Genomic DNA, 25,510 nt, shown 5'->3' on the forward strand with positions numbered 1-25,510 from the left:
TCGGTCAGGCTCCCGTGCAAACAGAACGCAACTGTTCCACGGGAGAGACGCATGACCGCCTTGAAACGTGCCGTAGCGCAACCAAAGATTTTCTCGCGACGGCAGATTCGGCTGCAACGGCAAGCCCCGTCGCGGCGGCAGGTTCTGATCGGCGGCGCTGGTGCAGGTGTGCTTGCGCTCTCCGGCGGCTCTGCCAGTGCTGCGGGCGAGTGGCCGTCGCGCGTGGTGAAGATGATCTCGCCTTATGGCGCGGGCGGCTCCAACGACATCTCGCTGCGCATCTTAAGTGAATATATTGGCCAGCGGGTCGACCAGCAATTTGTGGTCGAGAACAAGCCCGGCGCGGGCACGCGCATCGCCAATGAATTCGTCGCGCATGTGGTGCCCGATGGCTACACGTTTCTCTATGCAGCCGCGCCGTACATCACGGCTGAGGCGTTGTTCGGCAAGCTCAACTATGAGCGCAAGGAACTTCGTCCGGTCGCGATGGCGGTGCTCGCGCCGCTGTTCTTGATTGTGAATGCGGATACGCCGTTCAAGACGGTGCAGGACCTGATCACCTACGGTAAGTCGAAGAAGGACGGGCTGACGTTCGGTTCGCCCGGGCCGGGCTCACAGCCGCATCTCGCCGCCGAACTCTTGTTCAAGGAAGCAAACGTGAAGGGTCTCAACATTCCGTTCCGCGGTGACAATCCTGCCTATACCGAGCTGCTGGCTGGCCGCGTCGATGCCACGCTCACGGCGATCAGCGCCGCGCTGCCTCACATCGATAGCGGCAAGCTACGCGTGCTCGGCACGGCGTCGGAAGAGCGCAGCGCGATCTATCCGTCGGCGCCGACACTGCGCGAGCAGGGGCTGAGCAAAGTCATCGCCGCGGGCTGGTTCGGTTTCATGGCGCCGTCGGCGACGCCGGAACTGGTCGTCGATCGGCTGCAAGCGGAAGTGATGCGCGCACTTGCCGATGACACGGTGAAACAAAAACTGCTCGCGCAGGGGCTGGAAGCCTATCCGAAATCGGGTGCGGACTTCGGCGCGTACATCGATCGCGAGACTGAGAAGTGGGGCGGGCTCATTCGCGAGGCAGGTCTCAAGGGGGAGTGAGGCGCCTGTGGCCGGGGTCTTTATAAAGGCTCTAAATGAATTCCTTTGCGGCGTCGTCATCCGCCCGATACCAATAGCAGGAGTTTTCGACAGTTTTCCTGCGATGAAATGACGATCCCTGGTTCCCACGCCTCCACAAGCGAGATCGATCTCGATGCGCTGTTTCGGCGATATGCGAGCGAACTCCATCAGCACGCCTTTCGCCGGTTGAACGACCGCGAGGCGGCCGCTGATATCGTTCAAGATTCCTTCCTGCGCTTTCTGATCTGGAAGCAGGATCGGGCCCACGCGTCTTTCCCCTATGGGCCGCGTTCATTTCTGTGGAAGATCGTCGGCAATCTCAGCATCGATCTCATTCGCCGCAATCGCGTTATCGGACCGATGGCGTCGCTGGATGATGCGCTGGAGGCCGTGGACCCGAGCCCGACGCCGGATCGCTATCTCGAAGCGCGTCAGCAATACCGCCTCCTGAAGCGTGCGCTGGACGAACTTCCGCCGCGCACCCGTCAGGCGCTGCTGCTCAACAGGGCCGAGGGGCTCAGTCACGCGGAGATCGCGGTCAGGCTCGGCGTATCGTCCAGCATGGCGACCAAATACATCATGATGGCACTGGCCCACTGCGCCGATCGGATGCCGGACTGACGAAAATATTTTCCAAAATCCACTGCAGTCTTTCGCGGCCCGTTCGTTTTAACTCGTAGTGGCCGGATTCAATCTCATCGCAGTCTCCATTTCATGATGCTTCCTCCCAAACCTCCGAACCCGCTTCCACCATCGGAGCGGTCCAAGGACCCCTTGCGGGACGAGGCGTTGGCGTGGATCGCGCATCTGCATTCCGGCAACGAGACGGAGGCGGATTGGGCCTCCTTCGACGCCTGGCGCAAGTTCGACGCGACCCATGCCAAGGCGGCGCAGAAGGCGGAGAAGATCTGGGAGCAACTCGGCCCTGCGCTGACACAGGGGCGGCGGCGCAACGCGATCATCACCAGCATTCTGGTCGCGGTGGTTGCGCTGTCGAGCCTGGCGTTTGCCTCCGGACTGTTCGGTCCTTCGGCAGCGTATTTCGCGGACTTCAGCACATCCGTCGGCGAGATCCGCACCGTCACGTTGAAGGATGGATCGCGGATCGATCTCGACACCGCAACGAGTTTCGACGTGGATGCCGATCAGCGGCACATTGTGCTGCACGCAGGGCGCATCTTTGTGCAGGTCGCGCCGGACCCGCTCCGGCCGTTCTCGGTGTCGTCGGGCGACACGACGGTGCGTGCGCTCGGCACCGCGTTTGTGGTTCGCCGGGACGATGATGCAACGACTGTCGCTGTGACGGAGCATGCCGTCAGCTTCTCCAACCGGCGCGACAGTCTGCGCGTGCCGGCGGGCCATGCGCTGACGTACTCGGTTGCTAAAGGATTCGAGCAGACCCGTGCGATCGATGTAGACACCTTAACATCGTGGCGCCGCGGCGAGCTGGCGTTCGGCGACCGGCCGCTGAGCGATGTTGTAAGGGAGATCGAGCGTTATCACCGCGGCAAGATCATCATTCTTGGCGATGCAGTGGGGCGCCTGCCGGTGAGCGGCGTGTTCGATGTCAGAGATACCGATACATTGTTTGCATCAATCGAACTCGCGCTTCCGGTGCAGGTGATCCGGTTGCCTGGCGTCGCCATCCTGCGGTGGAACTCGTCACGCGCGCCTCCGCCGCGAGGTTAGAGACGTTCTAGGCCGTTTCGTTGTCATGTTTTTTGCCCCGTCCGTTTCATCAAAAGGGGGGCGGCTTGAACAAGCCCCGATGATTGAACAGGGGCTGTGCAGGATGCATTTGGGTTGGGGCAATACTTTTCCGTCGTCGCGTGCGCTCAGGACGCTGCTTTTCTGTACGTCTGCGCTCGCGACTGTATTGCCCGAAACGGCATCCACGGCTCAGGGTCCTGCAGAGATATCCGCGTCACGTGGACGCATGGCATCGGTGCTGGCGTTTGAGATCGCGCCCGGCAGGCTCTCCGATGCGCTCACGCTATGGGCCAAGACGTCTGGCCTCAAGATTCTGGCGCCCACTGACAAGATCAAGCATGTGCAGACGACGGGCGCGACCGGGCGTCTCACAGCTGCGGATGCGCTGCATCAGTTGCTGTCCGGCACCGAGCTTGATTACCGCATGACCAATGAGCGTCACGTCACGATCTTCGATCCGAAGGTGGTGCTCAATGCCCATGCCCAGGCCGCAGGAACGCTTCCGACAGTAGAGGTCACCGAGACCAAACCGAATGACGCCCGTGACTTGCCGCCGGCCTATGCCGGCGGGCAGGTGGCGAGCGGTGCGGGGCTCGGCATTCTCGGCAATCGCGGCGTCATGGACGCGCCGTTCAACGTGACCAGCTATACCGCGAAGACGATCAAAGATCAGCAAGCGCGTACGGTCGCCGACATCGTGCAGAACGATCCGTCGGTCCGCAACACCTGGGCTGATGGTGGCTACTCCAATCAATTCTTCATTCGCGGCTTTCCCCTTGGTGCATCTGAAATCGCGATCGGCGGACTCTACGGCATCGTGCCGTATCAATTGGCCGGCACCGCGTTCGTCGAACGCGTGGAAATCCTGAAAGGGCCCGGCGCCTTCCTGAACGGCATGGCGCCGCTCGGCGGCGTCGGCGGCACCATCAATCTGGTGCCGAAGCGCGCACCGAACGATCCGCTGACGTCATTGGCGCTCGGCTACATCTCCAACAGCCAGTTCGGCACCGCGCTCGATGTGGCACGGCGGTTCGGCGACAACAAGGAGTGGGGCGTGCGTGCCAACGGCGCCTACACCAACGGCGATACGCCGGTGCAAAATCAAACCTCCGAACTCGGTCAAGCCTCGCTCGCTGTCGACTATGCGGGCGAGCGATTCCGCTTCTCGGCCGATCTTAACTATCAGAAGATCCACAGCGACGATCCCACGCGCCCTGTCTACTTCAACACAGGATTTCCCATTCCGTCCGCGCCGAAAAATACCTCGAGCCTCGGGCAGCCGTGGTATTTCGCTGACGGGCAGGACACCTTCGGCATGGTCAAGGCGGAAGTGGATGTCACCGACGACGTCACGGTGTTCGCGTCGGCTGGCGGCCGGCACAATAACTTCCTCGGCGTCTACAGCTTCCTGACAATCACCGACGCGCTCGGCAACGCGTCCGGAAGACAGTATGTCCAGCCGACCTATGCCGACGCCATGACCGCTCAAGGCGGCGTTCGCGCCAAGCTGACCACAGGGGCGGTGCGCCACGAGTTCACCCTCAGTGCGACGGGGTTGACGAGCGAGATGGGGGTTCTTGCTCCGTCTACGACGTTCAGCACCAATATCTATAATAATCCTGTGCTGCCTGAGCCAAACCTCTCCAGCTTCGCGACAACGGCGCCGAAAACAAACCAGACGGATCTGGCGAGCTATTCACTCTCCGACAGCATGTACATGTTTGATGACCGGGTTCAGCTCACTGTGGGCGGCCGGTACCAGAAGGTCAACATCGCGAACTATGCCGCGGCGACCGGTGCACTTTCGTCCCTCTATGACGAGGGCGCGGTGACGCCTTTTGTCGGCGCTGTGGTGAAGCCATGGCAGAACGTGTCGCTGTATGCGAACTACATCGAAGGTTTGACCTCGGGCGGCATTGCGCCTGTCACCGCGACGAATGCGGGAACGGCGTTGCCGCCGGCGAAATCGAAGCAGATTGAATCGGGTGTCAAGGTTGACTTCGGTCGCTTCACCACGACGGTCGGGGTATTCGAGATCACGCAACCGCTCGCGATCACGCAAAACGGGACGTATATGCTCGGCGGCGAGCAGCGCAACCGCGGTGTCGACGTCAATGTGTTCGGCGAGGTTCAGCCGGGCCTTCGCATGCTCGGCGGCGTGACCTTTATGGAAGGCACTCAGACCAAGACGCTGAATGGTGCGACCAACGGCAAGGAAGCGGTCGGCGTGCCGGACGTTCAGGTCAATCTAGGGGCTGAGTGGGACACGCCGTTCATTCCGAACTTCACGCTGACGGGCCGCGTCATCTACACCGCCGCGCAGGTCGCCAACGCTGCGAACACCCAGACCATCCCCGAGTGGACGCGCGTCGACCTCGGCGCACGCTACGTCTATTACCGCGAGAACGGGAAGCCCGTCACGCTTCGCGCCAGCGTCGAGAACGTATTTGACGAGAGCTACTGGTCAGCGGTCTCGGCAAACTACGGCCTCGCGCGCGGCGCGCCTCGGACGTACCTTTTGTCCGCGACGTTTGATTTCTGACGACGCGTGAAGAAGACCGCCTCGCGATCGGGGCGGTCACTGCGTTGAGGAGAACGAATGGAACTATCTCCGATGACGGCGAGAGGCTGTCAGGCATGACAAGGGCGGGTTTTCGCCGATGGTGCTGGGTACACAAGTGGTCGAGCGTGATCTCGACCGCTTTTCTGCTTGTGATCTGCGTCACTGGGTTCCCGCTCGTCTTCAAGGAAGAGATCGGCGATTTTCTCGAAGGCCCGCTGCCTTATGCGGATCTTCCTGCCGAGACCCCAAACGCCAGCCTCGACCGGGTCGTCGCGATCAGCAAGAATCTTTACCCGGAACACATCGTGGTGGCGGTTTTCATCGATGACGACGAGCCGAAGATGGTCGTCACCATGGCGCCGTCGTGGCACGCTTTCAACACCAACCGCAATTCCAAACACCTGATCACCTTCGATGCCCGCACCGCGGAGGTGCTCAAGCAATCGAAGCCGCTGGAGCAGGAAAGTCCGACATTTCTGGGCGTGATGCTTAATCTGCATAAGGATCTGTTCGCGGGGCTTGCGGGCGAATTGTTCATGGCCGTGATAGGGCTGCTGTTCCTGATTGCCATTGTCTCTGGCGTCGTCGTCTACGGCCCCTTCATGCGGAAGCTTGATTTTGGGACGGTACGGAACGGCCGCTCCGTGCGATTGCGATGGCTGGACCTGCACAATCTGCTCGGCGCAGTCACGCTCGCATGGGCGCTCGTCGTGGGTGCGACCGGCATCATGAACGAATTGACGATTCCACTGTTCAAACTCTGGATGAAAAATGACGTGCGGGCCATGCTCGCTCCCTACAAGGGGCCCGCGATCGCTGATCAGTCCGAACTCGGATCGCCACAGGCTGCGGTGGAGAGGGGGCAGACCACGCTGCCGGGACGCAATGTCTTCAGCATCGTGTTTCCCGGCGCCGAATTCGGTTCGCCGTTTCATTATCTGATCTGGACCAAGGGATCGGAGCCGCTGACATCGCGTCTGTTCACGCCGATGCTGGTCGAGGGCAAGAGCGGAGCTGCGAGCGGCATTGTCACCATGCCGTGGTATCTCACCGCGCTGCAGGTCTCCCGGCCGCTGCACTTCGGTAACTATGGCGGCTTGCCGCTCAAGATCATCTGGGCGCTGCTCGATCTCGTCACCATCGCGATTCTCTGCAGTGGGCTGTATCTGTGGCTGTCGCGCCGCAAATCGTCACCGGCTGCGACCGAGGCTGAATTGATCGAAAGTCATGCAGCCTCCGGGGCCGCCGAATGACGGCGCATCACACCTTATGGATGGTCTGGCGCTGGCCGCTCCTGCTTGCCGCATTGACGGTGTTCGGTCTGTTGGCCGCGCTGATCGGGCAGAGCGGCCTCTGGTGGCCGGCATCCTGGATCGCACTTGCGATGCCGTTGATCGTGATCGTGCGGGCCGTATGTGCAGCATTCCGCCCTCACGCCGCCTGAAACTGATCCTCGTTCACGATGAACGTGCGATCGGCAAACTCACGCAGCAGCGGCTGATACTTCGCCAGCGGTGGGCGGTCGATAAAGATGTGATGACATTCACCGAAGTGGCCGCCGCGGACGGTGGCGTTGCGGCCGAATTTGGTGGCGTCGACCACCAGCACCGCAGTTCGGCAATTCGCCGCGATCGCCTGGCGCGCCTGCACTTCGCCAACCTGGAAATCGAGCAGGCTCCCGTCTTCATCGATGCCGCCGACGCCGAACACGCCGAAGTCAGCCTTGAAGCCGGAGAAGAACTGCGCGGCCGGGTCGCCGATGATGTCGCGGTCATGGGGGCGCAGCGTTCCGCCCGCCATGGTGATTTCGATATCCGGGTTGCCCGCCAGTGCAACGGCGGTGTTCAGGCTGTTGGTGAGGATACGCATGTTGGTGCGCGCAGAGAGCGCCAGCGCGACGCATTCCGGCGTCGTGCCGAGCCCGATCATGACCGATGCGCCTTCGGGAATCAGATTGGCGACGGCCTTTGCGATTTTCTGCTTGGCCTCGAGGTTGAGCTTCTGCCGGCTCTGATAAGCGAGGTTCTGGAACGAGACGGGAAGGCCGACACCGCCATGAACACGGCGCAGCAGCCCTTGCTCGCACAGCGGATTGACGATGCGCCGGATGGTCTGCTGGGTCACGGCAAAATGCGCCGCCAGTTGTTCGATTGAGGCGGAGCCGACCTCGCGCACCATTTCCAGGATCTGGGCTTGCCGTCCGTCTGTCATCAAACCGTCTCGAAGTAAGTCCTGTGAGCCGACCGGCGCAGACCTCGCACCGATGTTCATATGAACTTTGAATGCTTTAGCGCTGAGAAGATCGCAAACAGGACTAGTCGTCGACGCTTACCTTGCGCGGTGGACGCTGATTCTGAAAGTCAGAATCGCGGTCCTGACGTCGCAGTCACATCACGATCATGAACACGATCTGCCATCCTTCCGTCATGTGACGAGGCACGGGGACTGCACTTTCTGTCCGGACCTGCCTGCCGCGCCATCTGAAGGAAGAGGGCGAAGGCTTCATAACAGCCTTTATTTGAAGGTTAAATGACATTGTTGTGTAACGCCGCATGTGACGCGCGGTTCGATTCACGGCAATCGCCACTTTATTAGTGCGTTCGCGCGGTCTTCGATCCCGCATCTGAACGACGACGCGACGCGCGCCGTATGAGCAACCGCGCCCTTCATCCACAACGATTCAATCCGCGATCCGATTTTTTCTCACGCGTCATTTGCGCAAGGGTCGTGGTGTCGCGTGCACGTCATCATAACCATGTAACTGAACGTAGCGCGTGATCATATGAACGCGATTTTGTTGATTTGGACTCCATCGAAGTTGATTTGACGTTCATATGAACATTTGGCGAAGCAAACAGCAGGGACATCGCGCGGATCACCGCATAACGGCGAAGTATTTCGCCCAGGTCTCTTGTCATTTGCCCAGGCTCGCCCGCGTGCAGGCAATGTATCGCCACCCGACGCAACACCCTCACGACATCATCGAAACTGCCGGAGAGGCGCCGAGCTTCGGCGCGCCTCGTCCGGCCTTTTCATCCATTCGCGAATTTTCATCACCGGCCGGTCACGGGCATTCGTCCGTGACCGGCCGATACATCAACATCCTCAACATCTCAATGCTGGAGAATGAACATGACTGACATCACCCTTTACGGTCATCGTGGCGGTGGCGATCCTGCTCCGGATTCGACGCTGGAATCCTACGTCAACGGCCTGAACTGGGGGGCGGATTTCGTCGAGCCGGATTGCTATCTGACGAAGGATGGCGTGCTCGTCGTCAGCCACGACAACATTGCCGGCGGCTTTGCCAATCTTACCTACGCGCAGGCAATGGCCCTGAATCCGAAGCTCCTGACCCTCGGTCAGGTCATCGATCTCGTGAAGGATTACTCGCTCCAGACCGGCCGTGACATCGGCATTATTCCAGAGACCAAGAGCACCGACTACGCGACCAGCGAAGCGATGGTCAAAACGTTTGTTGAGCATGGTTTCACCGATCCGAACCGGGTCGTCATCCAGAGCTTCAGTGCAACGAACCTTCATCAGCTGCACGACACCATCATGAAGCAATATGGCGTCGATTTTCAGCTGGCTCAGCTCGGGAGCGGCATCTCCAATCCTGATGATCTCGCAGAGTATGCAGACATCATCGCGCCTTCGGTCGGCTCTTTCACCAAGGCGGATGTCGACGCCGCCCATGCGGCCGGCCTCAAGGTCGTCGCGTGGACGATCAACGGCGCGGAGACTGACATCCAGAAACTCATCGATATGGGCGTCGACGGCGTTTTCGTCGACAACATGCATAACGCCCGCCCGGGCGAAGCGGACATCAACGGCCTGCACGTGACCTACGGCTCGACAGATGTCGATCACGTCACGACCGGCTCCGGCAACGACGAGATTTACGGCATGGCTGGTGATGACGTCATCATCACCAAGGGCGGTGACGATGTGATCTGGGGCGATGCCGGCAACGACGCGCTGTTCGGCGGCGCAGGTAACGACCATCTCACCGGCGGTGCTGGAGCCGACTTCCTCTCCGGTGATGACGGCGCCGACGTGCTTACGGGCAGCACGGGCAACGACGTGATCGTTGCGACCGGCGATCAGGTGATGTTCCGTGCGGGCGACGGCATCGATCTCGTCTCGCTCGATCACACCAGCACGATCAAGTTCTCCGATATCAAGTCGACAGATATCAGCGTCATTCGGGACGGCCACGATCTCATCATCCGCGCCGGCGACGATGCGGTGGTGATTCATGGTGGTGCAGACGATGCGGCTCATCAGCCTGGGTCCGTCACTTTCTCCGACGGTGTGTCGATCACCGGCGACCAGCTTGCACATATGGCCCAGGACGGTCACGACGCTGCTGTCGAAGCGGCGCTCCCGGGCCTCGAGGACACGCTGGCCAATGCACCAGGGCTCGCGGTCGAGCAGCCGGTCGCAATCGGCACCGATCTCATCGTCAATGGCGGCTTCGAGGACGTCGCCGGTCTTTCCGTTGCCGGCAACGGCTGGGGCTGGCTCAGCGAGAGCGGCTCAATTCCGGGTTGGTTCGATCGGGGCGGCAACCGCGCCGAAGTGCACAAGGATGTGCAGAACGGCGTAGGCGCCAAGGAAGGCACCAAGTATCTGGATCTGGACGGCAACGGCCATAACGGCACCTTCGTTCAGCAGGTGGCACATGTCGAGGACGGCGCGACCTACAAGCTGACGTTCTCGATCGCCGACGCTGACGGGACCACCAACGACGACGGCGTCCGCGTGCTGTGGAATGGCCAGGTGATCTATGAAGGCGTTCCAGACGCGAGCTGGAATACGATGAGCTTCAATGTCGTTGGCGGCATCGGCGACGGCTCGAACGAACTCATCTTCCAGAGTACGGAGATCAATCAGAATTGGTACGGCGCGGCGCTCGACGACGTGCACCTCGTCAAGATCGCCGATGCCGGAGCGCCCCCGGCGAACCACGCGCCGGATGCCGTCGACGGCACCGCTGAGGGCACTAACGACACCGTCCTCACCGGCAAGCTCACGGCAACTGACCCCGATGGCGACGCCCCGCTGACCTTCGGTCTTAAGGATGGCGCCGCTCACGGCACCGTCGTGGTCAACGCTGACGGCACCTATCAATACACGGCGAACTCCGGTTACACGGGCACTGACACGTTCACCTTCACGGTGAGTGACGGGCACGGCGGCACGGATGTCGCGACCCAGCACGTGAAGATTGATCCGGGTGCGCCAGCACCGGTCAACCTGATCGTCAATGGCGGCTTCGAGGATTTGACCGGCGCGGACAATGCCGCCGATTGGGGCTTCCGGAATACGAGCCCGGCAGGCGTCATCGCCGGTTGGGTCAACGTGGCCGACAACCGTGCCGAGGTCCACAGGGATACCGTCGGTGGCATCAAGGCCACGGAAGGAACCTATTGGTTCGACATGGAAGGCGCTAACAAAAACGCCAAGCTGGTTCAAACTGTCGCCGGCGTCGAGAAGGGCGAGACCTATCAGCTCAAGTTCTCCATTGCGGATACCGACACCGCGCAGACCAATGACACCATCCAGGTCTGGTGGGGCGGTAAGGTCATTTACACGGGGACCCCGCAGGCTGCATGGCAGGAGATCACCATCGATGTGGTCGGCGGTGACGGCGATGGAAAGAACCAACTGGCGTTCGAGAGCATCACACCGAACTCGAACGGTGCCGGCGTGGCGCTCGACAAGGTCTCGATGGTTCACGTCGACGAGAACCCGAACCTGATCGTCAACGGCAGCTTCGAGGATCTGACCGGCGTCAACGACGCGGCTACCTGGGGCTGGAGGAACGACAAGCCTGCCGCGATCGCAGGCTGGACCGACATCAACACCACCAAGAAAATCGAACTTCACGGCCCACACGCTCAGGACACGGTGAACAACCCTGTCGATGCGGCGGACGGCAAATACTATATCGACACGGTCGGCAGCACCAACGGCTCGAACATCAAGCTCGCCCAGACGGTTCAGGGTGTCGAGGCCGGCAGGACCTACAAGCTGACCTTCTCACTCGCGGATGGTGACAAGGCGAATACCGACCAAGGCATCAACGTCTACTGGGGCGGCAAGCTTGTCTACAGCACGTCTCCGGGCTGGGATCCGGAGACCGGCACGATCACGGCGGGCGCCGCGGCGGGCCAGGCGACACCTGTGAACGGACAGACCTGGCAGGAAATCACTGTCTACGTCACGGGTGGTGAAACTACGAATGGGGGCACTGCCAACCAGCTCGTCTTCCAGGGGACCGGAAATGCGCACGGCAACAACGGCGCCGAGCTCGATAACGTCTCGCTTCGGGCGGTGAATAGCGCACCGGTTGCAGTCGCTGATACGCTTGCGACTGTGAATGCAGATGACCACCCCATCCTCATCAAGGTCGCAGACCTGCTCGGCAATGACACCGATGCGGATCACGATGCGCTCACCATCACTGCTGTGAGTTCGGCTATCGGCGGCACCGTGACGATGGACAAGGACGGCATCCACTTTGTGCCGGCCACGGGCTTCACCGGTCAAGCGTCGTTCCAGTATACGATCTCGGATGGCGAGGGCGGTACGGCGACGGCTCACGCTTCGTTCGATGTGAACGGCGTGCCGGTTACCGTCAATGACAGTGGCGAAGTCCATCTGCGCGATACTGCGACGTTCGATCTCGTGCACAACGATACCGACGTCGAAGACGGCCGGCCGCACCTGACGGGCTTCACCGTCACCGGCGTGGACGGCGTCAACGTCAGCACCGATGCGGCGACCTCGGCGTTCCACATCGTCAACGGTCAACTCGTGTATGATGGCGGCGATATCTTCTCGTCGCTGCCCGATGGGCAACAGGCCACCGTGACCATCACCTACACGGCGTCGGACAATGACGGCGGCCACTCGGACGGCCAGTTTGTTTTGACCATCGACGGCCTGCACCAGGTCAGCGGCACTAACGGTGGGGACGTCTTGTCCGATACCACGGCTGCGGACCACATCACCGCGGGCGACGGCAATGACATCATCTTCTCGTCCTTCGGGAATGACGTCATCGATGCCGGCACCGGTAACGATACGGTCATGCTCCAGGCCGGCGACAAGATCGTCAACGCGGGTGACGGCAACGACACCATCAACGGCGGCACCGGCCACAGCGTGCTGAACGGCGATGCCGGCAATGACACTATCATCGGTGGCTCGGGCAACGAGACCATCAATGGTGGCGACGGCAACGACACGCTGATGACCGGCGCCGGCAATGACACCGTCTCTGGCGGCGAAGGCAACGACACCATCAATGGCGGCACCGGCAACAGCGTCCTCAACGGCGATGCGGGCAACGACACCATCAACGGTGGTCTCGGCAATGAGACGATCAATGGCGGTGCGGGCAACGACATGCTGTTGGGTGGCGCCGGTAACGACGTCATCGCGGGCGGCGCGGGCACCGACCAGCTCTTTGGTGGTCTCGGCAGCGACACCTTCGTCTTCAAGGCCGGCGACGGTCATGACACGGTGTTCGACTTCCAGGCGCAGGGAACGGGGCACGACGTGATCGAACTCGATCACAATGTCTTCGCCGACTTCAATGCGCTGATGGCCTCCGGCGCCGTGCACGATGCCGTGGGCGGCGTGGACATCACTTACGGCGACGGCTCGACGCTCACGCTGACCGGTGTGACCAAAGCGAGCCTGAAGGTGGACGACTTCCACTTCGCATAAGCGGGGCGGATTGAGGGGCGGGAAGGAGGCATCGCGAGATGCCTCCTTTTTGTTTTTCAAGCCGAAAATAGAGAGTCGCTATATTTCGCAGCCCTGACTCAAAATCGGAAGTTCATACCCGCGCGAACGATGTCGTAAGCGTTGCTGAACCTGGCGTTGACGAAGCCGTTGCCGGTGGTTGGGCTTTGCACCGTCAGCACCACGTTCTGGTCGCCGAGGTCGATGTGCAGGTATTCGCCCTTGATGGTCACGTTCGGGAGCACAGCATATTCAAGGCCGCCGCCGGCGGTCCAGCCCACTGAGGTCTGTGACGAGGCGCCCGCGAGACAGGTGGTGAAGCCGTTGCAGAAAATTTGTGTGGCGGGAGCTCCGACATTCCAGGCCGAGGCATTGATGATTGAGATGGAGGCTTGCGATTTCGTGCCGCCATATGCAAGGCCACCGGTGCCGAATGCGAGGAAGCGGTCGGTGATCAGGTAGCCGATGCGGCCGCGCACCGTGCCGAACCAGTCGAGCTGATGGGAGGAGGCGGCTGAGAGCTGGACGCCGGGGGTATCGGGCGCGTTGAATAGGGCGCTGCCCTTGGCGTTCGCGTATTGTAGGTCGGCCTCGAAACCCGCGACCCAGTTGCGATCAATCTGCCAATTGTAACCGAATTGCCCGCCGCCGACGAAACTGGATGCGTTGAGAGGCTGCTGATAGGGCTGATGGACCAGGCCATTCCCTGGCCCTTGTTGCGATATCTGCACCAGGCCGTCCGTAAACACGGTGCCTGCGCCAATCAGCGGATTTGTAACGACGTCACCGGTAAAGGCCGCGTTCTTGTCTTGCCAGCCGTAGCCGGCATTCACGCCGCCATACCATCCGGTCCAGCTATAGACAGGGACCGGATTTGCCTTCACGGGCAGGTCGGCACCGAATGCTGGCGACAGCATCGTGCTTGCAATGACAACAGTGGCTGCGCTCAATTTTCTCATGCTTAAAAACCCCAAGTAAGTCCGTCGCTAACTTCCTGAATCCGAAGGTTCGTTTGAAAGACTCACCAAAAAAAGAAACGAGCTTCTGAACGACCACACCAGGAATAACTACTGAGTCGCTTCCGGACCGTCTTGTCCGGGAACGTACTGGGATTGATCCAAACGGCACGATCTTGGAATCCGCGGCGCTGTGGTTTGGGCGCAACGGTCTGCGCCGCGACGTTTTGAACCGGACGGCTCTGAGCTTGACCTATCGGGCACTGCGGCCCGCTTTTGCATCACACTGATGGAAAGGTAAGTGGATGCCATTCGTGCGGCAGCCATGATACGAATGGCGCAGGTGCGCGGGGTCATGGACGGATATGCCGAAGATCGAGTTTTCATCGGATCAGCTTCCCTCTCATTTGAATGACAGGGCGCGATTTCGGCTGTGGCACGAGATCTGGATGGAGCAACTCGGCAACGCTGAAATGAAGCACGCCGAAGACAAGCCGTTTTTTACTGCGTCCACGAACGTCCTGCTTGGCGAGTTGAGCGTCAGCAAGTTCGCCACGACGACGGAGCACTACGTGCGCACGCGCAAGCACGTGGCTCACGACAGGGATGATATTCTTCTTGGCTTTTATCGCAGCCCCCAGCCGCAATTATGGACCGCTGGAAATCAGGGGTTTGAGATGAAGCAAGGGAGTGTCCTGGCTTTCAACGTCGCCCAACCGGTTTCGAGTTTTACGAATGGGGTCACGGCATGGAATTTGGCGTCCATTCCACGCGCGCAAATTTTGAAACTCGTCCCGCATGCCGATGACCGTTCGGCGATGTTGCTCGACCCGGCCAACCCGGCAGTGCGGCATCTCGAACGCACGATCAAATTCCTGCTCGACGCCGATGAAGTTCACGAAACGCCGGAATTGACGCAGCACGCGACCACGATGCTGGGCGACCTGATCACGTTAGCGCTGGGTGCGCGTGGCGAAGCAGCGGAGATCGCCGCAGAACGTGGCTTACGCGCCGCGCGGCAGCGCGAATTGATTGCGATCCTCGAGCGGCGGTTCGCCGAGCCATCCTTATCCATCGGCATGCTTGCAGGTCATCTTGGATTGTCTCCTCGTTACGTTAGCAATCTTCTTCTTGAGACGGGGACCACGTTTTCAGACCGTATCCTTGAACTGCGGCTGCAGAAGGCGCGGGCCATGCTGTCCGACGTGCGGTATGACTTGACGAAGGTCAACGACATCGCCTTCGCATGCGGGTTCAATGCAGTGTCCTATTTCAACCGCCGCTTCCGCGCCCGCTTCGGCTGTTCGCCAACACAATATCGCGGCGGGCACGTATAGAGGCGCGCTCTTCATGTTTGCCTCAGACGCCGAGGCCGTTGGCGCGCCCATCGGCGGCGGGCTTGGTTCATTGAACCTGAGGTCGAACGGATTCATCGGCGGTGCCCAGATCGGTTACAACTGGCAGTCCGGACAGTTCTTGTATGGTCTTGAAGCCGATATCCAGGGCGCGGATGTGAAGAGCAACCTTTCGCTTGGCGTCGGCGCTCCTGGCGACGTCGGCACGACGTTGGATTACTTCGGTACCGTTCGCGGTCGCATTGGTGTCATGCCATGGGAGCGCTCGGTTGTGTACGCAACGGGCGGTCTTGCTTATGGACAAACAACGACCAGCTTCCTTCTTCCTCTTGGAGAGAAGACCAAGGTCGGCTGGACCGTTGGCGCCGGCTTCGAGTACATGATCGCCCAGAATTGGTCGTTCAAGACCGAATACATGTATGTTGACCTCGGCAAGGACGACTTGGACCTTGGCGCATTGGCCGCCCTCGGTGCCCCCATTCCTGCAGGCGTCTCGTTCACCGAACAGACCCACATGCACGTCGTGCGCGCCGGCGTGAACTATCACCTCTAAGGCTTATCACCTTTCAAGCCTCTGAGGCTTGGAAGGCTGACTTGGAAAGCAAGACGAGAGGGATTCCAGCGATGGAATCCCTCTCTTTTTTTGTGAGTCCCGCTTCGTCCCGAAGTACCGGACGAAAAAAGAGGAGGCATCGAAAGATGCCTCCTTAGTCTTCAGAGAGAACGGTGAACGTCGGGGCAGGCATCGACTCGATGAGTGCTTGTCCTGACGAAGTTCAGTTGATCTGCGCGCCGGAAGCATCCACCACATGACCCCAGCGGGCGTAGTCGGTACGGATGAGCTGAGCATATTCTTCCGGTGTATTGGTCTTGACCGTCAGGCCCTGCGCGCCAAGGCGTTCCTTCACATCCGGCAGATTGCCGATACGCACGATTTCCGCGTTCAGCCGCTGGACGATGTCGGTCGGCGTGGCCGCAGGCACGACGAGACCGAACCATGACTCGACTGCGTAATCGGGGAGACCGGCCTCAGTTGCGGTCGGTACGTTCGGAAGCAGCGGCGAGCGTTCACGGCTGCCGATGGCAAGGCCCTTCACCTTGCCGTCGCGGATTTGCGGCGCGAGCACGGTCAGCGTGTCGAAGGCCAAATTCACCTGATCGCCGATCAAGGCATTGATGGCCGGTGCGCTGCCCTTGAACGGCACGTGCAATAGGTCGGTGCCGGTCTGGCTTTTGAACATCTCACCGCTGAGGTGGCACATCGTGCCGGGCCCGCACGACGAATAGGTCAGCTTGCCGGGGTCCTTCTTCGCAGCCGCGATCAGCTCTTTCACGTTCGCAATCGGCGTGTTCGGGCTCGCCGCGATCACATAAGGAACGGAGGCGAGGAGAGAGACCGGAGCGAAGCTCTTGAACGGATCGAAGCGGATGTTGCTGTTAATGTGCGGCAGGATGGCGAGCTGCGCCGCCGGCGCAAGCGCGATGGTGTAACCATCGGGTTCGGCTGTCGCGACGTATTCAGCCGCGATCGCCGTGCCGGCGCCGGGCTTGTTATCGACCACGACGGGCTGCTTCAGCGCTTCGCTGAGTTTGTCGGCATAGACGCGCGCGATTGTGTCGGTGGCGCCACCTGCCGGGAACGGAACGATGAACTTAATGGTGTGGGCCGGCCACGCAGCCCCTGCGAGCGATGCGGTGCTGGCGCCAACGAGCATGCCAGCCGCCACGAGAGACGCCGAAACCAACTTGGAGAGCCTGAAGGAACGCATTGAGGTATTCCTTTTCTTAAGGACAAGTCATCCCATTCGCGCGTCATGCGACCGCGCGAGAGAACGAAATTCTATTTTGGAAGGCGTGCTGGAGAGCCCGTTCGCCCGTCAATTCTGTTCCGTCAGCAGCAAGCGATGCGCTGACAGTGCTTCAGAAAATGGCTCTGAAAGGTGTGCACTGCAATGAAATGCTATTGCGAATGCATCTGGGCGCGTAGTGCTTCCATCTCGCGCCGGTTTCAGGCGTAGAAAATCGTTCTTTTCGGCGGCTTTGACGACACGGAAAGCGGGAATTAGACCCCGGGCGGGAGGAGATTTTACTCCGATCCGAGCCCCATCGTGCCGGTAACTTTCAGGCGCGAGGACTTCACCCAGCCGGTCACGATGTCGCCGGTCCTGGGGTTTGAGTACATCACGGACGACCAGCCGCTATCGGACTGGCCATAGGCGATCAAGTGATCGTTCGGGATCACGAACACGCCGCTCATCGCACAGTCGGCATTCGGCGCCGAATAAAATTGCAGACGTCCCTTGCCGATGACCACTTCGCCGAGCGGCGGCGAGAACATCGGAACGCTGTTGGTGCCGATCTCCGGCTCCTTGCAATCGGCTAGCGCCGGAGCGGAGAGTGACATTACAACTGCAAAAGCGAGCAGGGTGGCTTTAGCCGGCATGGTCATCTTCCTCATCTCCACCTCAGTCCGATTTGGTCAACCTAATCGGCTTTTCAGAAAATCCCGGATGCCGGTGACGACAGTCCGGACGGGAAGTGAGCTTTTCAGATCGCTGTGATAGACCAGCCAGACCTCGCGCCGCGCCAGTTCGTCGGGGCGCGCGCGGACAAGGTTCGAGGCCTCCCTCACAATAAAATCCGGAAGCACGGCGACCCCGCCGCCGATGCGCACCAGCGCAAGCTGCATCTCGATGGTGGAGGCGCGCAGGGCAATCCCTTTCTTGCCGGCGAGGCGGCGCAACGCGGCCTGCTGCGGTGTCTCATCGAGCGCCTCATCATAGCCGATGAAGCTCCAGCCCGATGGCGCGGTTTCCTTGAGATACGCTTGGCTGGCATAGAGGTGAAACGCGAGCGCGCCGACCTTCGTGGTGATGAAGTCGCCCTTCGCGGGACGCCCGAGCCGGACCGCGACATCGGCCTCGCGCCGGTCGAGCGAAGCATGACGCGTCTCAGCCAGCAGGCGAATGGAGAGCTTCGGGTAGAGCCTGTGCAATTCCACGATCGGCTCAGCCAGCATCGCGGCGGCGAGACCAGGTGTGGCTGCGATGGTGACCTGACCGGCCAATTCGGTCTGCTGGCTTCCGGCCGTGCGCGCGACAGCGGTGGCCTGTGCATCCATCTGCGCCACCAGTTCAGCGATGCGTTTTCCTGCCGCGGTGAGCACGAGCCTGCGGCCGCGACGATCCACCAGCCGCGAACGCAGCTCGCTCTCCAGCGCCGCGATGCGCCGCGCGACGGTGGCGTGCTCGACGTTCAACTCGCGGGCAGCCGCAGAGAGCGTGCCGAGGCGCGCGAGGGCCGCGAAATGTTTGAGGTCTTCCCAATCCGGCATTGTGCAGAAATTCACATATGATGGGAAATCATAGCGAATTTCAAACATCCTGTCAGCGGCCCCATATAGCGGGTAACGGAAATCAAGTCACATGGAGGATCAAATGACCAAACGTGACAGCGTCGCGATCGTCGAGAAATTCTGGAACGAAGTCTGGAAGCGGCCGCATAACCCTGACGCCATCGACGAGCTGGTGGCGGAGGATTTTGTGATCACGTCAGGCGGCAACGATGTCGTCTCGCGCGAGGCTTTCAAAGCATGGGTCGTGGACTTCCAGTCCAAAGTCTATGACATGCAGTTCGAAAGCATCGACACGTTTCAGAACCAGGACGGCAGCCGCGTGGCGTCGCGCTGGCGTTTCACGGGGCGCAACAACGGCATCATGTGCACCGAGCCGAACGGCGTGCTATTCGAAATGACCGGCATCGCAATCTGGGAAGTCGGGCCTGACGGACTGCTGCGGCACAATTGGGTCGAGCGCAATGCGTGGGAAGTCCACGGCAACATCCATGCCGCCAAAGCAAAGAATGTCTTCTAGATGAAAGCGAGCGTGGCATGAGACGCGCCATGACGAAAGGAGTCTTTACAAAAGAATTTTTGGCAACAACGATGATGTCGCTCGCGTCCATAACGGTGGAGTACGCGCAAACCGCGCTGTTGGCCGTTGTCGCCGCCATCGCCAAGCAGCCGGTCCGCCGTTCGGACGTCAATGCGGTGATCAGACGGCTGCGGGCGGCGGGGCGGCGGGGCGGCGATATCTCTCATGAATTGCTATCCAAACGTGAACGCGTAAGCCTGCACGCCGGGATCGAGAAAGCGAATCTCGAATGTATGATCCGCGATCGGGCCGTTTTGCCGGATGAGCTGATAAAGCCGCTGTTCGGTGATGACGCCGCTGCCGTCGGCTGCGGTGTCGGTGCCGTGATTGTCACCCGGCGCGGCGCCATCGATGGTCACGCGATAGCGCACCGGCTTGCCGTCCACTCCGGGGCCGAGCACGAGATGCAGGTCGCGTGCGTGGAAGCGGAAGGTGATGCCGCCATCGGCCGCGTTCAGTGCGGCGTGCTCCTCGTGCACCGTCCAGTTGCCGGTCAGGCCCCATTGGTTCAACTCGGGCTTGCCGACGTCGTAGTCGTGCCCGGTGTTGTGCACCGCCCCGCCGGGTGAAATAAAGTTCTCGGCACGGTCGTAGCCGATATACGTCTCGGGTGACTTCACGCGGCTGAGGTCGGCAGATGCTTCCGCACCCGACGCGCTGACATTGACGATGTTCGACGCGACATTCTTTTGTCCGGCTTCTGCAAGGAGCTTCTGAATGACGCGCTCGGACTCCTCGTAATTGCCTTCGCCGAAATGATGATGTCGCACGCGGCCTTGCGCATCGATGAAGTAATGTGCCGGCCAATACTCGTTCTCGAATGCACGCCAGATCTTGTAGTCATTATCGATCGCCACGGGATACGTGATCTTGAGATTAGCAACGGCCTTCTTCACGTTGGCGATGTTCTTCTCAAAGGCGAACTCCGGCGCATGCACGCCGATCACCACGAGGCCCTGATCCTTGTACTTGTCAGCCCAGGCACGCACGTAAGGCAGCGCGCGAATGCAGTTGATGCAGGAATAGGTCCAGAAATCCACCAGCACGACCTTGCCGCGTAGTGCCTCCACCGAGAGGGGCGGCGAGTTCAGCCACTGCACCGCGCCGTCGAAATTCGGCTTGGTATCTTCGACCGGCAGGGCATTTCCACCGGACGGCGATGTTTTTTGCATCATCGCCGGTGCGCCGGTCATGCTTGCCGTCTTGTCCTGCACAGGCGGATGGAAGCGATTGAGCAGGCTCTGTTCGAACGCTGTCGTGCTTGCGAGTGATACGTTGGTCAGGAAACCGGTATCGAGACCGAGTGCGATGGCAATAACGGCCGCAATCACGGCCCCGCCCAGTCCGCGCCGGATCCATTCACCGACGCCGAGCGAACGCTTCATGGCCGCAAACAACCGCCCGCCGACCAGCAGCGCAAGAGCGAGGGACGTTGCCGCACCTACCGCATAAGACAGGAGAAGGAAGGTGGTTTGTGCATTCGCCCCCTGGAGTGCGGCGCCGGTCAGGATCAGGCCGAGCACCGGGCCGGCACAGGGTGCCCACAGCAGGCCCGTCGCAACGCCGAGCACCGCCGATGACAGAATCCCCGAACGATTGGGATCATCCGCGGATTGCGACAGCCGTCCACCGAGGGCGACGAGCGGCTGCGTCAGCCGATCCGAGAGCGAGGGAAACAGCAGCGTGAGGCCGAAGAAAGCAAGCAGGACGGCTGCGACCCAGCGTCCGTACTGATTGGCGGCGACGGCCCAGCCGCCCGCGACCGCTGCAAGCGTACCGACAATCGCGAAAGTGAGCGTCATGCCGATCAGCATCGGCAGTCCGTTGCGCAGGAAGGGCCGGTCGGCACGGGCGAACACGAAGGGCAGCACCGGCAGGATGCATGGGCTGAGGATGGTCAGCATTCCGCCAAAGAAGGCCAGAACAAGCAGGGTCATTAAATCGCTCGTGAAGGGACAGACGCGGGATCGTTACACCAAATACGCGATGGCCGCAGATTTGTTACTCCACAAGATGGTGTCACGTGCACGTGACCGCCATCGTTCGCCGGCTGATCAAGCGCGCTGGATGTCGCTTTCAGACAACAGGCTTTCTCGCCAACGAGAGCCGAATTGCCAGTGCGAATTCACGCACCTATGTCGCTTTGAAGGACAAGCGGGTTTAAATCGAGGAGAGGGAGATGCTGGATGATCCGCAGAAGCCTCGCCGCCGGGATCGTGCCGGCTGAGCTCGACAAGAGCGAGGCCAATCCTCGCGGGCGCTCAGCTAATGAGGCGCGGCTGCGCTACGCATTTCGGGCAGAATTGACTTCCAGCGTCGCAAGTTCGACTTTGATGCTCCATTTGCGACAATGAGATAGGGCTTGAACCTTGAAATTGCTGCCGTTCGTCGCCGCTCTGGCGCTCATCTTCATACGCGCGGACGTAGCTGCCGAGGCTCGGACGCTGAACGCCATTGAAGCCGCCCGCACGTTGCGAGTTGGGTTGACGGGCGACTATGCGCCGTACGCGCGCCGCGCGCCGGATGGCAAATTTCATGGAGCGGATGTTGCGATGGCGCATGCATTGGCGACGTCGCTCGGAGTGGCGCTCGAGATCGTACCGACGACGTGGAAGACCATGGCAGCGGATCTTCAGGCGGATCGTTTCGATGTCGCCATGGGAGGCGTCAGCGTCACGCCGGATCGTGCAGCCATCGGCGATTTCTCCGTCACGGTGTTGCGCGACGGCAAGCGCCCGATCGTGCGCTGTTCGGACGCGGAGCGCTACACGTCCGTCGCGGCGATCGACCGTGGCGATGTGCGTGTCGTGGTCAATGTCGGCGGCACCAATGAGCTGTTTGCTAAGGCGAACTTCCCGCAGGCGCAGCTGGACGTGCGCAACGACAATCGTACTGTGTTCGACGAGGTGGTGAACAATCGGGCCGACGTCATGGTCACCGATGGCGCCGAGGTCGATTATCAGGTGCGACAGCATCCGGGTGTTCTGTGCGCGGCAAAGGTGCCCGCGCCATTCGATCATTTCGACAAAGCTTATTGGATGATGCGTGACAGCGCCTTGAAGGCGGCCGTCGATGGCTGGCTGACAAAGGCACTCGGCGCAGGAGACTATGACAAAGCATTGGCTGCTGCCGGGAACGACAGGTTCTAGGTTCGAAGGCGAGTCCTGACTGGGTCTGGGGGACAAGCCTGCCGGAAGTCTTGGTTTTGCGTGCCGGGTCTCCCACATCTGGAAATCGGGTTTGAAGTGCCCTAGATGATGGGGCATGTCGGACCGCCGCGCTCTCGAAGATTTCATCCATCAGCATCGACGTCTTTTCGTGCTCACTGGGGCAGGGTGCAGCACGAATTCCGGGATTCCCGATTATCGCGACAGCCACGGCAACTGGAAGCGTACGCCGCCGATCACTTACCAGTCCTTCATGGGCGCGGAGGCCAACCGGCAGCGTTACTGGGCACGGAGTCTGATCGGCTGGCGGCGTTTTGGACGTGCGCAGCCGAATGGCGCGCACCGCGCACTCGCCAATCTCGAGGCAAGAGGCGATTGCGAGATTCTTCTCACGCAGAATGTCGATCGTTTGCACCAGGTGGCCGGCCATCGCGATGTCATCGATCTGCACGGCCGGCTTGACAGAGTCCGCTGCATGGCGTGCGGAGAGAAGAGCGCGCGGGACGAATTCCAGACAGACCTCGCGCGTTCGAACGGCGCATGGCTTGAACTGGACGGACACGATGCGCCGGACGGCGATGCGGACCTGGAGCATGAGGACTTTTCGTCCTTCCACGTGCCGTCGTGTGGGTCATGCGGTGGAATTTTGAAGCCGGATGTGGTGTTTTTCGGTGAGACCGTTCCGCGCGAGACGGTGGAGTCCGCAAAGGCGCATATGGAAAACGCCGACGGCTTGTTGATCGTCGGTTCATCGCTGATGGTCTATTCCGGCTTCCGCTTCGTGCAGATGGCGGCTCAGCGAAATATACCGATCGCGGCGGTCAATCTCGGCCGCACCCGCGCTGACGATTTGCTATCGTTAAAGGTGGAAGATCAGTGCGAGGCCGCGCTGTCGTTTCTGCTGTGAGATTGTTTTTGCCGACCATCGGACGGTGGCGACGGCACATCAGCGACTGTTCGAGACGCGGGCACCGGCGCGGGCTTCTCCGGGGCGCATGCCGTAACGAAGCTGAAAAGCGCGACTGAAGGCGCTCTCGGATTGATAGCCGACTTCCGCCGCGATGCCCGCCAAGGGACGCGACGATCCCGATATTTTTCTCCGCGCGAGCTCAAGCCGCATTTCGGACAGAAAAGCGAGCGGCGACACGTGCGCCGTCTTGCGAAAGATTCTGACAAGATTTGCGCGCGACGCATTCGCGAGTGCGGCCAGCTCATCAAGTGTCCAGGACCGGCTTGGGTCGCTCAGCATTGCGGCAACAGCGCGACCGGCCTGCGGATGACTGAGCAACGCCAAAATGCTCTCAGAAGCGACCTCAGATTCGAGATACACACGAACCGCCATGACGAGAAGCACGCTTGCCAGATCGGCTGCGATGGCTGCCGCGCCGGGACGGGCTTCGTCGAGCTCCATCTTGATCAGAGCAATGAGGCGCTGCATGTGCTGCGTGTCTTGCCCGGACGCGGCGGAAATGACGATGGCCTCCGGCAGCGCTGCCAGAATCAGATTCTGTCCCGCGTGTTCGAACTTGAGCCTGCCGCAGACGAGCTGCGTATCGGGCTCCTCGTCGGTGTTTGATTTGAGCAGGATCGCGCGCGTTTCACGGCTTTGTATGCCGAACGGTCCACAATTCTGGGGCGAGGTCGCTTCGCTATGCACGACGTGAGCGCTTCCGTGCGGCAGAACGACGACATCTCCGGTCCCGAGCCGAATGGAGCGGCCGGGCTCCGTCAGATGCAGCACGCACCTTCCGTCGGTCACGATGTGAAATGGTGCCCAGGAGTAGCGCTCGCGGGCGTGGTCAGACGCCCATTGCGAGCCAAAACGGCAGATATATTGCAGTTCCGGGCGTACCCGCAGCAATGGCGCCAAACCACTCAGGGCATCCGATGCGGAGCTCTCACCCATTCGAAGTACTCACCGATTCAATGATCCGCACGGGCACAAGGCTGAGCCTAGCAAGCATTTGCCCGGCGGCCATCCGGAAATAGCGTGCCTCATGGAGATGCTATCCTCAGGAGGAACATCAGATGCCTATCATCAAAACCACCGACGGTATCGAGATTTTCTACAAGGACTGGGGGGCTGGGCAGCCCATCGTTTTCAGTCATGGTTGGCCGCTCTCCGCCGATGACTGGGATACGCAGATGCTCTTCTTCTTGAGCAAAGGCTTCCGCGTTATCGCTCATGACCGGCGCGGCCATGGACGGTCGACTCAGACCGGCGATGGTCACGATATGGACCATTATGCCGACGATCTCGCTGCACTGACAGCCCATCTCGATCTCAAAAATGCGATACATGTCGGCCATTCAACCGGTGGTGGTGAGGTCGTGCGTTATCTTGCACGGCATGGTGAGGACCGTGTTGCAAAGGCAGCCATCATGAGTGCTGTGCCTCCGTTGATGGTGAAGACCGCCGACAATCCCGGCGGCCTGCCGAAAGACGTTTTCGACGATTTGCAGGCGCAACTCGCCGCCAATCGTTCTCAATTCTATCGCGACGTGCCGGCGGGGCCGTTCTACGGCTTTAACCGGCCGGGTGCGAAGCCCTCAGAGGCTCTGATTCAGAATTGGTGGCGGCAGGGCATGATGGGTGGTGCGAAGGCGCATTATGACGGAATTGTTGCATTCTCACAGACCGACTTCACCGAGGACCTCAAGAAGATAACGGTCCCCGTTTTGGTCATGCACGGCGACGACGACCAGATCGTGCCATACGCAGATTCCGCACCACTCAGCGCCAAGCTTCTGAAGAACGGCACGTTGAAAACCTACAAGGGATTTCCGCACGGCATGCCGACGACGGAAGCCGCAATCATTAACGCAGAGCTGCTGGCGTTCATCAAATCGTAAACGAGTGCACGCGGGGCGAAGCTCCGCGCGAAGAACGGGTCTGTCCATTTTCGCTCTCCGCGAATTGGCCGCCAGATAGACGAAATAGCTT

Annotated in this window: 21 protein-coding genes; 14 read left to right on the forward strand and 7 right to left on the reverse strand. The window is 60.6% G+C overall.

The features are described from left to right. The first annotated feature begins 51 nt into the window (after positions 1-51). The 6 genes from ACP0KA_RS21010 to ACP0KA_RS21035 all read left to right on the forward strand — a co-directional run bounded on the left by ACP0KA_RS21010 (position 52) and on the right by ACP0KA_RS21035 (position 6,839). A complete protein-coding gene (locus tag ACP0KA_RS21010; RefSeq protein ID WP_424630655.1) occupies positions 52-1,101 on the forward strand; it encodes a Bug family tripartite tricarboxylate transporter substrate binding protein in 1,050 nt (349 codons plus the stop codon). A gap of 108 nt (positions 1,102-1,209) precedes the next feature. Further along, complete coding sequence (locus ACP0KA_RS21015) at positions 1,210-1,743, forward strand: RNA polymerase sigma factor (RefSeq protein ID WP_424630656.1); 534 nt, start codon at positions 1,210-1,212, stop codon at positions 1,741-1,743. Between the two features lie 93 nt (positions 1,744-1,836). Next, the gene (locus tag ACP0KA_RS21020) at positions 1,837-2,811 is read left to right on the forward strand and encodes a FecR family protein (protein ID WP_424630657.1); all 975 of its coding nucleotides are present in this window, start codon (positions 1,837-1,839) and stop codon (positions 2,809-2,811) included. Positions 2,812-3,058: 247 nt separating this feature from the next. Next, entirely contained in the window at positions 3,059-5,374 is a 2,316-nt protein-coding gene (locus ACP0KA_RS21025; protein ID WP_424630658.1) for a TonB-dependent siderophore receptor, read from the forward strand. 95 nt (positions 5,375-5,469) lie between these two features. Continuing rightward, the gene (locus tag ACP0KA_RS21030; protein ID WP_424630659.1) at positions 5,470-6,648 is read left to right on the forward strand and encodes a PepSY-associated TM helix domain-containing protein; all 1,179 of its coding nucleotides are present in this window, start codon (positions 5,470-5,472) and stop codon (positions 6,646-6,648) included. Beyond that, positions 6,645-6,839 carry a hypothetical protein gene (locus ACP0KA_RS21035; RefSeq protein WP_424630660.1) on the forward strand — a complete coding sequence of 65 codons (195 nt, stop codon included), beginning with the start codon at positions 6,645-6,647 and terminating at the stop codon, positions 6,837-6,839. The genes ACP0KA_RS21030 and ACP0KA_RS21035 overlap by 4 nt, the downstream gene beginning before the upstream one ends. On the opposite strand, the gene ACP0KA_RS21040 is transcribed toward ACP0KA_RS21035, so the two are convergent. Next, entirely contained in the window at positions 6,827-7,606 is a 780-nt protein-coding gene (locus ACP0KA_RS21040) for a DeoR/GlpR family DNA-binding transcription regulator (protein WP_424630661.1), read from the reverse strand. The genes ACP0KA_RS21035 and ACP0KA_RS21040 overlap by 13 nt on opposite strands. A 623-nt stretch (positions 7,607-8,229) precedes the next feature. On the opposite strand from ACP0KA_RS21040, the gene ACP0KA_RS21045 reads away from it, so the two are divergent. After that, positions 8,230-8,535: a hypothetical protein gene (locus ACP0KA_RS21045; RefSeq protein WP_424630662.1), complete on the forward strand. Its 306-nt coding sequence runs from the start codon at positions 8,230-8,232 to the stop codon at positions 8,533-8,535. Then, positions 8,528-13,138, forward strand: a complete 4,611-nt coding sequence (locus tag ACP0KA_RS21050; protein ID WP_424630663.1) for an Ig-like domain-containing protein — start codon at positions 8,528-8,530, stop codon at positions 13,136-13,138. Before ACP0KA_RS21045 ends, ACP0KA_RS21050 begins: the two co-directional genes overlap by 8 nt. Before the next feature lie 98 nt (positions 13,139-13,236). Here the strand turns inward: ACP0KA_RS21050 and ACP0KA_RS21055 are convergent, their stop codons facing one another. After that, complete coding sequence (locus tag ACP0KA_RS21055) at positions 13,237-14,115, reverse strand: outer membrane protein (protein WP_424630664.1); 879 nt, start codon at positions 14,113-14,115, stop codon at positions 13,237-13,239. 362 nt (positions 14,116-14,477) lie between these two features. Here ACP0KA_RS21055 and ACP0KA_RS21060 point away from each other — a divergent pair, with 362 nt between their 5' ends. Both ACP0KA_RS21060 and ACP0KA_RS21065 read left to right on the forward strand, forming a co-directional pair. After that, the gene (locus tag ACP0KA_RS21060; protein ID WP_424630665.1) at positions 14,478-15,449 is read left to right on the forward strand and encodes an AraC family transcriptional regulator; all 972 of its coding nucleotides are present in this window, start codon (positions 14,478-14,480) and stop codon (positions 15,447-15,449) included. A gap of 13 nt (positions 15,450-15,462) precedes the next feature. Beyond that, positions 15,463-16,020 (forward strand): outer membrane protein, encoded by a 558-nt coding sequence (locus ACP0KA_RS21065; RefSeq protein WP_424630666.1) that lies wholly within the window; start codon positions 15,463-15,465, stop codon positions 16,018-16,020. 223 nt (positions 16,021-16,243) lie between these two features. Here ACP0KA_RS21065 and ACP0KA_RS21070 read toward each other — a convergent pair whose 3' ends face one another. The 3 genes from ACP0KA_RS21070 to ACP0KA_RS21080 form a co-directional block, all read right to left on the reverse strand. Next, a complete protein-coding gene (locus ACP0KA_RS21070) occupies positions 16,244-17,236 on the reverse strand; it encodes a Bug family tripartite tricarboxylate transporter substrate binding protein (RefSeq protein ID WP_424630667.1) in 993 nt (330 codons plus the stop codon). Positions 17,237-17,553: 317 nt separating this feature from the next. Then, entirely contained in the window at positions 17,554-17,916 is a 363-nt protein-coding gene (locus tag ACP0KA_RS21075; RefSeq protein ID WP_424630668.1) for a hypothetical protein, read from the reverse strand. Positions 17,917-17,946: 30 nt separating this feature from the next. Beyond that, positions 17,947-18,801: a LysR family transcriptional regulator gene (locus tag ACP0KA_RS21080; protein WP_424630669.1), complete on the reverse strand. Its 855-nt coding sequence runs from the start codon at positions 18,799-18,801 to the stop codon at positions 17,947-17,949. Between the two features lie 103 nt (positions 18,802-18,904). Here ACP0KA_RS21080 and ACP0KA_RS21085 point away from each other — a divergent pair, with 103 nt between their 5' ends. Further along, positions 18,905-19,339 carry an ester cyclase gene (locus ACP0KA_RS21085; RefSeq protein WP_424630670.1) on the forward strand — a complete coding sequence of 145 codons (435 nt, stop codon included), beginning with the start codon at positions 18,905-18,907 and terminating at the stop codon, positions 19,337-19,339. Positions 19,340-19,572: 233 nt separating this feature from the next. Here the strand turns inward: ACP0KA_RS21085 and ACP0KA_RS21090 are convergent, their stop codons facing one another. Next, the gene (locus tag ACP0KA_RS21090; RefSeq protein ID WP_424630671.1) at positions 19,573-21,336 is read right to left on the reverse strand and encodes a cytochrome c biogenesis protein DipZ; all 1,764 of its coding nucleotides are present in this window, start codon (positions 21,334-21,336) and stop codon (positions 19,573-19,575) included. Positions 21,337-21,768: 432 nt separating this feature from the next. Here ACP0KA_RS21090 and ACP0KA_RS21095 point away from each other — a divergent pair, with 432 nt between their 5' ends. Together ACP0KA_RS21095 and ACP0KA_RS21100 are read left to right on the forward strand one after the other, a co-directional pair. Beyond that, positions 21,769-22,548, forward strand: coding sequence for a transporter substrate-binding domain-containing protein (locus tag ACP0KA_RS21095; protein ID WP_424630672.1), 780 nt, complete (start codon positions 21,769-21,771; stop codon positions 22,546-22,548). A 115-nt stretch (positions 22,549-22,663) separates the two neighbouring features. Then, positions 22,664-23,473 (forward strand): NAD-dependent protein deacetylase, encoded by an 810-nt coding sequence (locus ACP0KA_RS21100; protein WP_424630673.1) that lies wholly within the window; start codon positions 22,664-22,666, stop codon positions 23,471-23,473. Positions 23,474-23,512: 39 nt separating this feature from the next. Here ACP0KA_RS21100 and ACP0KA_RS21105 read toward each other — a convergent pair whose 3' ends face one another. Further along, positions 23,513-24,472 carry an AraC family transcriptional regulator gene (locus tag ACP0KA_RS21105; protein WP_424630674.1) on the reverse strand — a complete coding sequence of 320 codons (960 nt, stop codon included), beginning with the start codon at positions 24,470-24,472 and terminating at the stop codon, positions 23,513-23,515. Positions 24,473-24,594: 122 nt separating this feature from the next. Here ACP0KA_RS21105 and ACP0KA_RS21110 point away from each other — a divergent pair, with 122 nt between their 5' ends. Continuing rightward, positions 24,595-25,419: an alpha/beta fold hydrolase gene (locus tag ACP0KA_RS21110; protein ID WP_424630675.1), complete on the forward strand. Its 825-nt coding sequence runs from the start codon at positions 24,595-24,597 to the stop codon at positions 25,417-25,419. The last annotated feature ends 91 nt before the right edge of the window (positions 25,420-25,510 follow it).

The sequence above is a fragment of the Bradyrhizobium sp. SYSU BS000235 genome, assembly GCF_049747295.1.
Lineage (GTDB): Bacteria > Pseudomonadota > Alphaproteobacteria > Rhizobiales > Xanthobacteraceae > Afipia.

Excerpts from the sequence above, each read along its gene's own strand:
- ACP0KA_RS21010 (WP_424630655.1), top strand. The coding sequence starts at position 52 with ATGACCGCCTTGAAACGTGCCGTAGCGCAACCAAAGATTTTCTCGCGA.
- ACP0KA_RS21015 (WP_424630656.1), top strand. The coding sequence starts at position 1,210 with ATGACGATCCCTGGTTCCCACGCCTCCACAAGCGAGATCGATCTCGAT.
- ACP0KA_RS21020 (WP_424630657.1), top strand. The coding sequence starts at position 1,837 with ATGATGCTTCCTCCCAAACCTCCGAACCCGCTTCCACCATCGGAGCGG.
- ACP0KA_RS21025 (WP_424630658.1), top strand. The coding sequence starts at position 3,059 with ATGGCATCGGTGCTGGCGTTTGAGATCGCGCCCGGCAGGCTCTCCGAT.
- ACP0KA_RS21030 (WP_424630659.1), top strand. The coding sequence starts at position 5,470 with ATGACAAGGGCGGGTTTTCGCCGATGGTGCTGGGTACACAAGTGGTCG.
- ACP0KA_RS21035 (WP_424630660.1), top strand. The coding sequence starts at position 6,645 with ATGACGGCGCATCACACCTTATGGATGGTCTGGCGCTGGCCGCTCCTG.
- ACP0KA_RS21040 (WP_424630661.1), bottom strand. The coding sequence starts at position 7,606 with ATGACAGACGGACGGCAAGCCCAGATCCTGGAAATGGTGCGCGAGGTC.
- ACP0KA_RS21045 (WP_424630662.1), top strand. The coding sequence starts at position 8,230 with ATGAACATTTGGCGAAGCAAACAGCAGGGACATCGCGCGGATCACCGC.
- ACP0KA_RS21050 (WP_424630663.1), top strand. The coding sequence starts at position 8,528 with ATGACTGACATCACCCTTTACGGTCATCGTGGCGGTGGCGATCCTGCT.
- ACP0KA_RS21055 (WP_424630664.1), bottom strand. The coding sequence starts at position 14,115 with ATGAGAAAATTGAGCGCAGCCACTGTTGTCATTGCAAGCACGATGCTG.
- ACP0KA_RS21060 (WP_424630665.1), top strand. The coding sequence starts at position 14,478 with ATGCCGAAGATCGAGTTTTCATCGGATCAGCTTCCCTCTCATTTGAAT.
- ACP0KA_RS21065 (WP_424630666.1), top strand. The coding sequence starts at position 15,463 with ATGTTTGCCTCAGACGCCGAGGCCGTTGGCGCGCCCATCGGCGGCGGG.
- ACP0KA_RS21070 (WP_424630667.1), bottom strand. The coding sequence starts at position 17,236 with ATGCGTTCCTTCAGGCTCTCCAAGTTGGTTTCGGCGTCTCTCGTGGCG.
- ACP0KA_RS21075 (WP_424630668.1), bottom strand. The coding sequence starts at position 17,916 with ATGACCATGCCGGCTAAAGCCACCCTGCTCGCTTTTGCAGTTGTAATG.
- ACP0KA_RS21080 (WP_424630669.1), bottom strand. The coding sequence starts at position 18,801 with ATGCCGGATTGGGAAGACCTCAAACATTTCGCGGCCCTCGCGCGCCTC.
- ACP0KA_RS21085 (WP_424630670.1), top strand. The coding sequence starts at position 18,905 with ATGACCAAACGTGACAGCGTCGCGATCGTCGAGAAATTCTGGAACGAA.
- ACP0KA_RS21090 (WP_424630671.1), bottom strand. The coding sequence starts at position 21,336 with ATGACCCTGCTTGTTCTGGCCTTCTTTGGCGGAATGCTGACCATCCTC.
- ACP0KA_RS21100 (WP_424630673.1), top strand. The coding sequence starts at position 22,664 with ATGTCGGACCGCCGCGCTCTCGAAGATTTCATCCATCAGCATCGACGT.
- ACP0KA_RS21105 (WP_424630674.1), bottom strand. The coding sequence starts at position 24,472 with ATGGGTGAGAGCTCCGCATCGGATGCCCTGAGTGGTTTGGCGCCATTG.
- ACP0KA_RS21110 (WP_424630675.1), top strand. The coding sequence starts at position 24,595 with ATGCCTATCATCAAAACCACCGACGGTATCGAGATTTTCTACAAGGAC.